Genomic DNA, 12619 nt, shown 5'->3' with positions numbered 1-12619 from the left:
GGCTCGTCGGGCCCGCGGGGCGGAGCCGTACGCCGGCACGGACCCGTGTTCCGGGGCGCCGGTGAAAAGCGGTTTTCGCGGATGCGGTCCGGGCTGGGAGAATGGAGGGGTCAGCCGTGCGACCGTACCGGCTGCCCGAGCAGAAAGAAGGACGTGCCGATCGTGGCTCAGAGCACCGAGACCACCGACTGGGTCTCCCGTTTCGCGGATGACGTCATCGAGGAATCGGAGCGTCGGGCCCCGGGCAAACCCGTCGTCGTCGCGTCCGGACTGTCACCGTCGGGCCCGATCCACCTCGGGAACCTCCGCGAGGTCATGACCCCGCACCTGGTCGCCGACGAGATCCGCCGCCGCGGCCACCAGGTGCGGCACCTGATCTCCTGGGACGACTACGACCGGTACCGCAAGGTCCCCGCCGGGGTCGAGGGCGTCGACGAGACGTGGGCCGAGCACATCGGCAAGCCGCTCACCTCGGTCCCCGCTCCCAAGGGCTCCCCGTACCCGAGCTGGGCCGAGCACTTCAAGGCCGCCATGGTCGAGTCGCTCGCCGAGCTGGGCGTGGAGTTCGACGGGATCAGCCAGACGGAGCAGTACACCTCCGGTGCCTACCGCGAGCAGATCCTGCACGCCATGAAGCACCGCGGCGACATCGACGCGATCCTCGCGCAGTACCGCACCAAGAAGGCCCCGGCCCCGGCGAAGAAGCAGCAGCAGAAGCCGGTCGACGAGGCGGAGCTGGAGGCGGCGGAGGGCTCCGGCGCGGCCGCCGAGGACGACGGCAGCCTCGGCTCCGCCGGCTACTTCCCGTACAAGCCGTTCTGCGGCAACTGCGGGAAGGACCTCACCACCGTCACCGCCTACGACGACGACTCCACCGAGCTGACCTACGCCTGCACCGAGTGCGGCTTCTCGGAGACGGTCCGGCTGAGCGAGTTCAACCGCGGCAAGCTGGTCTGGAAGGTCGACTGGCCGATGCGCTGGGCGTACGAGGGCGTGATCTTCGAGCCGTCCGGCGTCGACCACTCGTCGCCGGGGTCGTCGTTCCAGGTCGGCGGGCAGATCGTCGGGATCTTCGGCGGCAAGCAGCCGATCGGCCCGATGTACGCGTTCGTCGGGATCAGCGGCATGGCGAAGATGTCGTCCTCGCGCGGTGGCGTGCCGACCCCCGCCGACGCGCTGAAGATCATGGAGCCGCAGCTGCTGCGCTGGCTGTACGCCCGCCGCCGGCCCAACCAGTCCTTCAAGATCGCCTTCGACCAGGAGATCCAGCGCCTCTACGACGAGTGGGACCGGCTCGACGCCAAGGTCGCCGAGGGCACCGGGCTGCCCGCCGACGTCGCCGCGCACTCCCGCGCGGTGGGCACGGCGAGCGGCGCGCTGCCGAGGACGCCCCGGCCGCTGCCGTACCGCACCCTCGCCTCCGTCGCCGACATCACCGGCGGGCACCCGGACCAGGCGCTGCGCATCCTCAGCGACTTCGACCCCGCGAACCCGCTGGGTTCCCTGGACGAGGCGCGGCCGCGTTACGACAAGGCCGAGGCGTGGATCTCCCTCCACGTCCCCGCCGACCAGCGCACCATCGTCCGTACGGAGCCGGACGAGGAGCTGCTGAAGTCGCTCGACGAGCAGGGCAGGGAGTCCCTGCGGCTGCTGGTCGACGGGCTGGCCGACCACTGGTCGCTGGACGGGCTCACGCACCACGTGTACGGGGTTCCCAAGGTGCAGGCCGGTTTCCCCGCGGACGCCACGCCGAAGGAGCTGCCGGCGGAGATCAAGACTGCGCAGCGGTCCTTCTTCGCGCTGCTCTACCACCTGCTGGTCGGCCGTGACACCGGCCCGCGCCTGCCCACCCTGCTGCTCGCGGTGGGCCAGGACCGGGTGCGGAGGCTGCTCGGTCACTGACCGGCACAGCGACACGTACGAGGACGGGGCGCCCGGTGTTCCACCGGGCGCCCCCGTCGCCGTTCCACCGCGTGCTCGTCCGCGTGCGGGGCATGCGGACCTGCGGGTCACGCGATGTGTTCTTCCTCCAGCTCGACGGAGTGGCGGTTCTGGAAGTCCAGGACCATGCGCTTGGCGTCGGCGTCCAGCAGGGCGTGGCCGTACGTCGCCTCGACGTATTCGCCGAACTCGCGCGGAGTCGGGTAGCCGCCGCCACTTATCGACTGCTTGAACAGCCTGTAGTAGTCCTCGGTGTCAGGGGCCTGGACCTGGGGCTCCGGAGGGCCGCCGCCGTCGCCCAGTTCACGGGTGCGGCCCGGGCCGACCGGGATGGGGAAGGTGCCGGTGTCCTCCGGGGACGGCTCCCGCAGCGGGGGCGCCTCCTCGAACTGCCGGCGGTACTGCTCGGCCTGCTCCTGCTCCGCGTACCACTGGGCGTACGCGGTGTCCGGGTCGTACGTGGGGTCGTAGCCGCCGTGGTACTCGACGGTCTGCGGGTGCCGGGAGTGCAGCCACTGGTTCTGGTCCGGGGCGGGCTGCCGGTCGGACGGGGGCTGTGCCGCGGGCTCCTGCGCATCCGGGGACTTGCGGAGGTCCGGGGGGCCCTGGGGGGTGCGGAGGTCCTGGAGGTCCTGGGAGTCCGGAAGATCCTGGGGGTTTCGGGGGGCCGCGGTCTCGGGGTCGCCCGTCAGCTCGGGGCGCCGCTCGGTGGGCGGGGCCGCCTGCTGCAGGGCGGGCGCCGGTGACGTCATGGCCGGGCCGCCGTCCACGGCCGTCCGGTGCTCGGGGGCCGGCGGGAGCACGGCCGGTTCGATGCCGGCCGCCGCCAGGCCCGCCGGGGCCGTCTCGGCGAGGGGGACGCCGTACTTGGCCAGGCGCAGCGGCATCAGGGACTCCACCGGGGCCTTGCGGCGCCAGCTCCGGCCGAAGCGGGAGCGCATCCGGGCCTGGTAGACGAGACGTTCCTGCTCCAGCTTGATGACCTGCTCGTAGGACCGCAGCTCCCACAGCTTCATCCGCCGCCACAGCAGGAACGTGGGGATCGGCGACAACACCCACCGGGTGAGGCGGACGCCCTCCATGTGCTTGTCCGCGGTGATGTCGGCGATCCGGCCGACCGCGTGCCGGGCGGCCTCCACCGACACCACGAACAGGACGGGGATCACGCTGTGCATCCCCACGCCGAGCGGATCCGGCCAGGCCGCCGCGCCGTTGAAGGCGATCGTGGCCGCCGTCAGCAGCCACGCCGTCTGCCGCAGCAGCGGGAAGGGGATGCGGATCCAGGTCAGCAGCAGGTCCAGGGCCAGCAGGACGCAGATGCCGGCGTCGATGCCGATCGGGAACACGTAGCTGAAGTTGCCGAAGCCCTTCTGCAGGGCCAGTTCACGGACGGCCGCGTACGAACCCGCGAAGCCGATCCCGGCGATGACCACGGCTCCGGCGACGACCACGCCGATGAGTATCCGGTGCGTGCGAGTCAGCTGAATGGGCGCGGCCACCCGTACTCCCCTCCTCTTGCGTGTTGTTGCGCGCAACAGAGTGGCACATGTGTGCGGAGGACGGGTGGCCGGTTCGGTACCAGAGCCTCACCGCACGGTCCCGTGTGCGCTTTCGGGTACGTCTCCGTGCACGCTTCTGTGCCCGTTCGTCAGCTCTTCGACTCCAGCGGCGCGCCGCTCCCGGGGGCCCCGCCGTCTCCGTCGTCCTTGCCGTTCTTGCTGTTCTTGTCGCCCTCGTCGGCCTTGTCGTCCTTGCTGCCCTTGTCGTCCTTGCCGTCCTTGGTCCCGGTCACGGACGTCACCGCTTCCGCGGCCGCCTTCTTCGCGTCCTTCATCAGGTCGTCGGCGCTCGGCGTCTTGTCCCCGGCGAGGCCCGCCCCGTTGTAGTCGAGGGTGATGACCACGTTCTCGACGCGCGCCACCACCGTCTGCTGCTTGAAGGTGCCTTCCTTCTTCTTCAGGTCGTAGCGCACGGCCGTCGCCTCGTCGCCGGTGCCGGAGAGCGGCTCCGCCTCGAGGCCCTTGGCGCCGTCGGTGGCCTGGACGTCCTTGACCTGCTTGGCGTAGTACTCCTTGGCCAGTTCGTCGCCCGCGCCGCGTGCGACGTCCGAGTCGAAGCGCAGCATCGACACGTTCAGCCAGCGGAACTGCGAGCCGTCCACACCGTTGTTGGTGAGGCTGTCCCAGGAGCAGCCGGCACGCGTGGCGATGTCGTCGGACTGGCTCTCCTTGCCCGACTTCGCCTTGGGCACGAGGTCGTCCAGGGTCTTCTCCGACAGGGCGCCGCACGCCTCCGGGAGGTCCGTGTACACCGCCGCCCGCACCGTCGGGGACGGGCTCGCGGACGCCGACGCGGAGGCGCCGGCCGCCTTGTCCTCGCCGCCGTCGGAGCCGGAGTCCGAGGAGCAGCCGGCGGCGATCAGCATCGCGGGGACGGCCGCCGCGCAGACAAGAACGCGGTTGAGGCGCTTGGCTCTCCCCCGCTGCCCGGACGGCGTGGGCGGTACCCCCATGTCACACTCTGCTCGTCGCTGCATGGTTCCTTCACTCATGACGCTCGTGTTCCCTGCGGTCGAACCCGTGGTCGAACCTGCGGTCGAAAAGGGGTCCGAGGGGTCACCGTACGCGGTGCGCCGTTCGTGTGGTCTTCCTTCGGGCGTTTCGCGCAGGGCGGTGGAGGAAGTGCGAGCGGGGCTCAGCCGCTCAGCGAATCGGCCAGCAGGGACGCCAGTTTCCTTGCCCTGTCCTGCATTTCCTTGCTGTCCGGGACGGCACCGACGGTCGCCGGCTGCTCCGTGTACTCGATCGTCACGATCACGTTGGACGTGCGAAACGCCACAGTCACCGTGCGCTGCTCCGCGGTCGAACCGGAGCTGCTCAGCTCGTCGTCGATGAAGGCCTCGTCGCCGAACTCCTCCAGGACGCGGGGCTGGAGGCCGGAGGGCGAGGTGGACGGCGACGCGGGGGAGGAGCCGCCGTCGGACGGTGAGCCGGAAGCCGAGGACGCGGCGTCGGACGGTGCGGAGGAACCAGAAGAACCGGAAGAGCCGGAAGAACCAGTGGGGTCGGAAGAGCCGGTGGGGTCGGGGGAGTCGGAGGAACCCGGTGAGGGGGAGGTGTCCGGGGAAGCGGAACCGGACTCCGTGGTCGTCGGTTCCGGGAGGTCGGCCGCCTCCTGCTTCGTCGCGAAGAGTTGCTGGGCCTGGTTGTCGTCGCTGACGGCGTTGTCGTAGGAGACGACCCGCTCGAGGTCGATCACCAGGCGACCGGTGGCCTGGGACGACTCCACCTTCCAACGGCAGCCCACCTTGCGGTCGGTGTCGTACGTGAGGGCCGGCTCGCCCGCGTACGCCTTCTCGCGCTGCGCCTGATCGGCCATCTCCCTGATGCCGGGCAGGAGTTCGTCGAGCGTCTTGGGGCCGATCGCGCCGCAGGGCTCGGGGAGCGTGGCGTATCTGCCCGGCTGGGCCACCGGGGAGGCCGTACCGGCGCTGCCCGGGTTGGAGTTGTCCGACTGGCTTCCGCTGCCCGAACTTCCGGTGCATCCGGCCAGCAGGGCCGCGAGGAGCGCGGCGACGCCGGGTACGTAGGCCCTCCGCTGCACGGCCGGGCTCCTCTCGACGGGCGGGTGCGGGCCGCAGCCCGCCGGGTCTCTCAGTGTCCCCGCTGGTTAATCGCTTGCCGCACGGGGGCACCCCCGGCAGACAATGTGTATCGCACGCACTGCCGTGAACGCCGGTCCGAAGTCCGCTTCGTCGACCTGAACGACGGCTTTTGCTCTTTTGCGCTTATGCTGTTTTTCGGGGGAATGAGGGCGATATGTCGTACGTGGAGATACCGGGTGCGAAGGTGCCGATCCGTCTGTGGACGGACCCGGCGACGGTGGAGGAGGGCGCCCTCCAGCAGTTGCGGAACGTGGCGACCCTGCCCTGGATCAAGGGCCTCGCCGTGATGCCGGACGTGCACTACGGGAAGGGCGCGACGGTCGGCTCGGTCATCGCGATGCGGGGCGCGGTGTGTCCTGCGGCGGTCGGGGTCGACATCGGCTGCGGCATGTCGGCGGTGCGGACGTCCCTGACGGCCGACGACCTGCCGGGCGACCTGTCCCGGCTGCGCTCGAGGATCGAGCAGATGATCCCGGTCGGGCGCGGGATGCACGATTCCCCCGTGGACCCGGCCCGGCTGCACGGCTTCACGACCGGCGGCTGGGACGACTTCTGGGGGCGCTTCGACGGCGTGGCGGAAGCGGTCAGGTTCCGTCAGGAGCGGGCCACGAAGCAGATGGGAACGCTTGGCTCGGGCAACCACTTCGTCGAGGTCTGCACGGACACGACCGGTGCGGTCTGGCTGATGCTGCACTCCGGTTCCCGGAACATCGGCAAGGAACTGGCCGAGCACCACATCGGGGTGGCGCAGAAGCTCCCGCACAACCAGGGCCTGGTCGACCGTGACCTTGCCGTCTTCGTGGCGGACACCCCGCAGATGGCGGCCTACCGGAACGACCTGTTCTGGGCGCAGGAGTACGCGAAGCGAAACCGTTCGATCATGATGGCGTTGCTGAAGGACGTGATCCGCAAGGAGTTCAAGAAGGCGAAGCCGGCCTTCGAGGCGGAGATCAGCGCGCACCACAACTACGTGGCCGAGGAGCGCTACGACGGCATGGACCTGCTCGTCACCCGCAAGGGGGCGATCCGCGCGGGCTCCGGCGAGTTCGGGATCATCCCGGGCTCCATGGGCACGGGCTCGTACATCGTCAAGGGCCTCGGGAACGCCGATTCGTTCAACTCGGCGTCGCACGGCGCCGGCCGGCGCATGAGCCGCAACGCGGCGAAGCGGCGCTTCTCGACGAAGGACCTGGAGGAGCAGACACGGGGCGTGGAGTGCCGCAAGGACTCCGGTGTCGTGGACGAGATCCCGGGCGCGTACAAGCCGATCGAGCAGGTCATCGACCAGCAGCGGGACCTCGTGGAGGTCGTGGCGAAGCTGAAGCAGGTCGTCTGTGTGAAGGGCTGACGGGTGAAGGGCTGACCGGCCCGCGCGTCGCGGCCGTCACGGCTCCCGGTGGACCTTGGTGTTCGACGCCTGGGCCCGGGGGCGCACGACCAGCAGGTCGATGTTGACATGGCTCGGGCGGGTCACCGCCCAGGTGATGGTGTCGGCGACGTCGTCCGCGGTGAGCGGCTCGGCGACGCCCTCGTACACCCGGGCGGCCTTCTCCGTGTCGCCGTCGAAGCGGGTGAGGGCGAACTCCTCGGTCTTCACCATGCCCGGCGCGATCTCGACGACGCGCACGGGCCGGCCGACGATCTCCAGGCGGAGGGTCTCGGCCAGGACGTGCTGGGCGTGCTTGGCGGCGACGTAGCCCGCGCCGCCCTCGTAGGTGGCGTGGCCGGCCGTCGAGGAGACGACGACGACCGTGCCGTCGCCGCTCGCCTCCAGCCGGGGCAGCAGGGCCTGGGTGAGGTGGAGGGTGCCGATGACGTTGGTCTCGTACATCCGGCGCCAGTCGTCCGGGTCGCCGGTCGCGACCGGGTCGGCGCCCAGCGCGCCGCCCGCGTTGTTGACCAGGACGCCGATGGTCTTGAACGCGGTGGCGAACTCGTCGACGGCCGCGCGGTCGGTGACGTCGAGCGGGTACGCGGTGGCCGCGTGGCCGGCCGCGTTGATCTCCTCGGCGAGCGCCTCGATACGGTCCTTGCGGCGGGCGGTGAGGACGACGCGGTAACCGGCCTCGGCGAGCCCGCGGGCCGTGGCGGCGCCGATACCGCTGCTCGCGCCGGTGACGACGGCGATACGAGACGCTGCGGGCGGTGCGGCGGTGGCCATGGGGTGCTCCTCCGGGTGGATCCGTGCGGACGGTGCCGTGCCGGGCCAGCATATGCGGGCCGCCGGGGAGTGTCCGGAGCCGTCCGGGCGCGCGGTCAGCCGCTGCGCGGCGCCCACATGATCACGGCCATTCCGGCCAGGCAGATCAGGGCGCCGGTGATGTCCCAGCGGTCCGGGCGGTAGCCGTCCGCGAGCGCGCCCCACAGGATCGATCCGGCGACGAAGATGCCCCCGTACGCGGCGAGCACGCGGCCGAAGTGCGCGTCGGGCTGGAAGGTGGCGACGAACCCGTACGCGCCGAGGGCGAGGACGCCGCCGGTCGCCCACATCCAGCCGCGTTGTTCCCGCACGCCCTGCCAGACCAGCCAGGCGCCCCCGATCTCCAGGATCGCGGCGAGGGCGAACAGGGCGGCGGAGCGGGCGATGAGCATGGGGGCAGCTTCGCAGACCGGATGCGGGATACCGGAATAAGGGGGGAGGGGGAGTGGTTGAGCCGGTATAGTTGAACCGTAAACCAATTTGGAGGGTGAACGGCCATGCAGTTCGGGATCTTCAGCGTCGGCGACGTCACGCCCGACCCCACGACGGGGCGTACCCCCACCGAGCGCGAGCGGATCAAGGCCATGGTCGCCATCGCGCTGAAGGCCGAGGAGGTGGGCCTGGACGTGTTCGCGACCGGCGAGCACCACAACCCGCCGTTCGTCCCGTCCTCGCCGACGACCATGCTCGGCTACATCGCCGCGCGCACGGAGCGGCTGATCCTCTCCACCTCCACCACCCTCATCACCACCAACGACCCGGTGAAGATCGCCGAGGACTTCGCCATGCTCCAGCACCTGGCCGACGGCCGGATGGACGTGATGATGGGGCGCGGCAACACCGGACCGGTCTACCCCTGGTTCGGCCAGGACATCCGCCAGGGCATCAACCTCGCCATCGAGAACTACGCCCTGCTGCACCGGCTGTGGCGCGAGGACGTCGTCAACTGGGAGGGCAAGTTCCGCACCCCGCTGCAGGGCTTCACCTCCACGCCCCGCCCGCTGGACGAGGTGCCGCCGTTCGTCTGGCACGGGTCGATCCGCTCGCCCGAGATCGCCGAGCAGGCCGCCTACTACGGTGACGGCTTCTTCCACAACAACATCTTCTGGCCGGCCGACCACACCAAGCGGATGATCGAGCTCTACCGGACCCGGTACGCGCACTACGGGCACGGCACGGCCGAGCAGGCGATCGTCGGCCTCGGCGGTCAGGTGTTCATGCGGAAGAACTCGCAGGACGCCGTGCGCGAGTTCCGTCCGTACTTCGACGTCGCCCCCGTCTACGGGCACGGGCCCTCGTTGGAGGAGTTCACCGCGCAGACCCCGCTGACCGTGGGCTCCCCGCAGCAGGTCATCGAGAAGACGCTGTCCTTCCGCGACTACGCGGGTGACTACCAGCGCCAGCTGTTCCTCATGGACCACGCGGGACTGCCGCTGAAGACCGTGCTCGAGCAGCTCGACCTGCTCGGCGAGGAAGTGGTGCCGGTGCTGCGCAAGGAGTTCGCCAAGGACCGCCCGGCCGACGTGCCGGCCGCGCCGACGCACTCCTCGCGGCTGGCCGGCCGGGAAGTGAGCAAGGCATGAACGCCGTGAACGCCGTGAACATCGTCGTGGTGTCGGCCGGGCTGAGCGTGCCGTCGTCCACCCGCCTGCTCGGGGAGCGGCTGGCCGCCGCGGCCACCGGGCAGGCTCCGTCCGAGGTACCGGTGATCGAACTGCGGGACCTCGCGGTGGACATCGCGCACAACTTCACCAGCGGTTTCCCGGCTCCGGCGCTCGCCGCGGCGATGGACGCGGTGACCGGGGCGGACGGGGTGATCGTGGTCACCCCGGTGTTCTCGGCGTCGTACAGCGGGCTGTTCAAGTCGTTCTTCGACGTGCTCGGCGCACGGGACCGGGAGGCCCTGGCCGGCAAGCCGGTGCTGATCGCCGCGACCGGGGGCACGCCCCGGCACTCGCTGGTGCTGGAGCACTCCCTGCGGCCCCTCTTCGCCCACCTGCGCGCGGTCGTCGTCCCCACCGGGGTGTACGCCGCGTCCCAGGACTGGGGGGACAAGGGCCTGGACGCCCGGATCGACCGGGCGGCGGGTGAGCTGGCCGCCCTGGCGGGCGCCCTGCCGGCCGCCGGCCACGGGACGGTCAACGGCAACGGGACGGTCAACGGCAACGGCGGCGCGGCGGGCGGTGACGCGATCCGTGTCACACGCGGGGGTGCCGTCGACGACAAGTTCGACGCGCGCAACGTGGTGCCGTTCGAGGAGCAGCTGGCCGCGCTGCGGTCGGCAGGCTGAGGGGCCCTCCACAGCCCCCACGACTCCCGGCGGTCTTCCATGGACAGCGGCCGCCGGGTGAGACGACCGGGTCCGGTCGTTCGCGAGGGTCCGGTCGCGGGAAGGGACACCCGCGACCGGACCACGGCGGGGTGAGAGCAGGGTGAGAAGGCACCTCTTCGGTCACTGCTCCGTCCGCCGGACGGAGGTGCTTGGCACACTGGCACCGTGTCCCCTACCGCGCCCCGCACCCCCACCGTGCTGCTCGCCGAAGACGACCGGGCCATCCGCAACGCCCTGGAGCGCGCCCTGACCCTGGAGGGCTACCGGGTCACGGCGGTCGCCGACGGCGTCGAGGCGCTGGCACAGACCCGTCGCAGCCGGCCCGACGTCCTGCTGCTGGACGTGATGATGCCCGGCATCGACGGCCTCCAGGTCTGCCGGGCGCTGCGCGCCGAGGGAGACCGCACCCCCGTGCTGATGCTGACGGCACTGGTGGAGACCGCCGACCGGATCGCCGGGCTGGACGCGGGCGCCGACGACTACGTCGTCAAGCCGTTCGACGTCGAGGAGGTCTTCGCCCGGCTGCGAGCCCTGCTCCGCCGGGCAGCCCCGGCCCCGGCATCTGCCTCCGCGCCCGACGGGACGCCGACGGCGCAGGAGCAGCCGGACTCCCGGACGACGCGGGAGACGCGGGAGCCGAGGGACCAGGGGAAGCCGGGGGAGACCCCGAACGCCGCTTTGGGGCGGCACCTCGCCGCGGCCGGGGTGCGCATGGACCCGCAGGCACGCCGGGCCTGGCGCGGACGGCGCGAACTGGAGCTGACCCGCACCGAGTTCGAACTGCTGGAGCTGCTGATCCGCAACGCGGGCATCGTCCTCGACCACTCCACCATCTACGACCGTATCTGGGGCTACGACTTCGGCCCCGGCTCCAAGAACCTCGCCGTCTACGTCGGCTACCTGCGCCGCAAACTCGACGAGCCCGGCGCACCGCAGCTGATCCACACGGTGCGCGGGGTGGGTTACGTGCTGCGGGAGGACTGAGTGGCGCCGGACCGGCCCGCGTCACGGGCCCGGCGGTGCCGGCTGCCGCTGCTGTCGCTGGGCACCAGGTTCACGGTGGCGTTCGCCGCCGTGACGGCCACGGTCACCGTCCTGGTCGGCATCCTGTCGTACAGCGCCGCCGCGCGACTGGTCCGGGTGGACCAGCAGAGCGTGTTCGACGAGGTCGTGGAGGACCTGCGCGGCGAGGTCAGGTCGAACCGGATGTCACCGCTCGACTTCTCCTCCGACGCCCCCGGCCACGACCTGGTGCGGCCCGCCCGGACGGACGTCCAGGTGCTGGGGCCGGACGGCCGGATCGTCGACCCGGGTGATCCGGGGCTGCCGGTGGTCGACGCCGACCGCGCGGTCGCGGGGGCCGCCACGGCCGGGCGGGTGGTCGAGCACGCGGACGTCGACGTCGGCGACGACATCTACCGCGTCGCGACCGTCGCGCTGGGCGAGGGCCGGGGCGCGGTCCAGATCGCGCAGGAGTTCAGCGACACCGAGGACCTGTTGCGGACCCTCCAGCGGCGCACCCTCGTCCTGATGGCGGCGGTGGTGGTCGGGGCCGGTCTCTTCGGCTGGTGGCTGGCCCGGCGCATCACCCGCCGCCTGGTCGTCCTCACCGACGCCGCCGAGGACGTCGCCCGCACCCGCAGGCTCGACATCCAGGTGCCCGTGGCCGGCCGGGACGAGGTGGGCCGGCTCGGCCGCGCCTTCGACCGGATGCTGGGCCGGCTCGCCCAGTCCGAGGACGACCAGCGCCGGCTCGTCCAGGACGCGGGGCACGAACTGCGCACCCCGCTCACCTCGTTGCGGACCAACATCTCCCTGCTGCGGCGCATCGACGAACTCCCGCCGGACACCCGTGAGGAACTCGTCGCCGACCTCTCCCAGGAGGCCCGTGAGCTGACCGACCTGGTCAACGAACTCGTCGAGCTGGCGGCCGGCCAGTCCGACACCGAGCCGCCGCGGCGCGTCGACCTCGCCGACATCGCCCACGACGTGGCGGAACTGGCCCGGCGCCGCAACGGACGGGAGATCGTCGTCCATAGGAGCGGCGACACCACGACCGACGGACGGCCCGGGATGCTCACCCGGGCGGTGTCCAACCTGGTCGAGAACGCGGTCAAGTTCGACCGGGGCGGCACGGCGCCCATCGACATCACCGTCGCGGGACCCGCGCGACCGGGCACGGTGCGGGTGGAGGTCCGCGACCGGGGGCCCGGTATCGCGGCCGCCGACCTGATCCGCGTCTTCGACCGCTTCTACCGCGCCGCCGACGCCCGCTCCCTGCCCGGTTCGGGCCTCGGCCTGTCCATCGTGCGCGAGGTGGCCCTGGCCCACGGGGGCGCACCGTACGCGGTACGCCGGGCCGGCGGCGGCACGGTGATCGGCTTCACGGTGGGCGGCGTCCCCCTGACCCACCACGACACGGAACCGGGCCCCTGACGGGTGAGCGGGGCCGCCGCCCCGCCGCCCCGGTGACGACGGGCCC

Annotated in this window: 11 protein-coding genes; 6 read left to right on the top strand and 5 right to left on the bottom strand. The window is 71.5% G+C overall.

The window, feature by feature from the left end:
* Window positions 1-153: 153 nt before the first annotated feature.
* Window positions 154-1902, top strand: a complete 1749-nt coding sequence (gene lysS / locus PYS65_RS15640; protein WP_279334564.1) for a lysine--tRNA ligase — start codon at window positions 154-156, stop codon at window positions 1900-1902.
* 107 nt (window positions 1903-2009) lie between these two features.
* On the opposite strand, the gene PYS65_RS15635 is transcribed toward lysS, so the two are convergent.
* The 3 genes from PYS65_RS15635 to PYS65_RS15625 form a co-directional block, all read right to left on the bottom strand.
* Window positions 2010-3440, bottom strand: coding sequence for a DUF2637 domain-containing protein (locus PYS65_RS15635; RefSeq protein WP_279334563.1), 1431 nt, complete (start codon window positions 3438-3440; stop codon window positions 2010-2012).
* Between the two features lie 149 nt (window positions 3441-3589).
* Window positions 3590-4492, bottom strand: a complete 903-nt coding sequence (locus tag PYS65_RS15630; protein WP_423836093.1) for a DUF3558 family protein — start codon at window positions 4490-4492, stop codon at window positions 3590-3592.
* A gap of 143 nt (window positions 4493-4635) precedes the next feature.
* The gene (locus tag PYS65_RS15625; protein WP_279334561.1) at window positions 4636-5544 is read right to left on the bottom strand and encodes a DUF3558 domain-containing protein; all 909 of its coding nucleotides are present in this window, start codon (window positions 5542-5544) and stop codon (window positions 4636-4638) included.
* Between the two features lie 215 nt (window positions 5545-5759).
* Between PYS65_RS15625 and PYS65_RS15620 the strand changes: the two genes are divergently transcribed.
* A complete protein-coding gene (locus tag PYS65_RS15620) occupies window positions 5760-6953 on the top strand; it encodes an RtcB family protein (protein ID WP_279334560.1) in 1194 nt (397 codons plus the stop codon).
* A gap of 36 nt (window positions 6954-6989) precedes the next feature.
* On the opposite strand, the gene PYS65_RS15615 is transcribed toward PYS65_RS15620, so the two are convergent.
* Window positions 6990-7766 carry an SDR family NAD(P)-dependent oxidoreductase gene (locus tag PYS65_RS15615; RefSeq protein ID WP_279334559.1) on the bottom strand — a complete coding sequence of 259 codons (777 nt, stop codon included), beginning with the start codon at window positions 7764-7766 and terminating at the stop codon, window positions 6990-6992.
* A gap of 95 nt (window positions 7767-7861) precedes the next feature.
* Entirely contained in the window at window positions 7862-8197 is a 336-nt protein-coding gene (locus PYS65_RS15610; protein WP_279334558.1) for a YnfA family protein, read from the bottom strand.
* A gap of 105 nt (window positions 8198-8302) precedes the next feature.
* Between PYS65_RS15610 and PYS65_RS15605 the strand changes: the two genes are divergently transcribed.
* From PYS65_RS15605 to PYS65_RS15590, 4 genes are all read left to right on the top strand, one after another.
* Window positions 8303-9388: an LLM class flavin-dependent oxidoreductase gene (locus PYS65_RS15605; protein ID WP_279334557.1), complete on the top strand. Its 1086-nt coding sequence runs from the start codon at window positions 8303-8305 to the stop codon at window positions 9386-9388.
* A 14-nt stretch (window positions 9389-9402) separates the two neighbouring features.
* On the top strand, window positions 9403-10095 hold the full coding sequence (locus tag PYS65_RS15600) for a CE1759 family FMN reductase (RefSeq protein WP_423836159.1): 693 nt from the start codon (window positions 9403-9405) through the stop codon (window positions 10093-10095).
* 207 nt (window positions 10096-10302) lie between these two features.
* Window positions 10303-11121 (top strand): response regulator transcription factor, encoded by an 819-nt coding sequence (locus tag PYS65_RS15595; RefSeq protein ID WP_279334555.1) that lies wholly within the window; start codon window positions 10303-10305, stop codon window positions 11119-11121.
* The gene (locus PYS65_RS15590) at window positions 11122-12573 is read left to right on the top strand and encodes a sensor histidine kinase (RefSeq protein WP_279334554.1); all 1452 of its coding nucleotides are present in this window, start codon (window positions 11122-11124) and stop codon (window positions 12571-12573) included.
* Window positions 12574-12619: the final 46 nt, after the last annotated feature.

Origin of the sequence: Streptomyces cathayae, from assembly GCF_029760955.1 — a bacterium.
GTDB classification, from domain to species: Bacteria; Actinomycetota; Actinomycetes; order Streptomycetales; family Streptomycetaceae; genus Streptomyces; species Streptomyces cathayae.
This window is presented reverse-complemented; position numbering and strand designations above follow the sequence as displayed.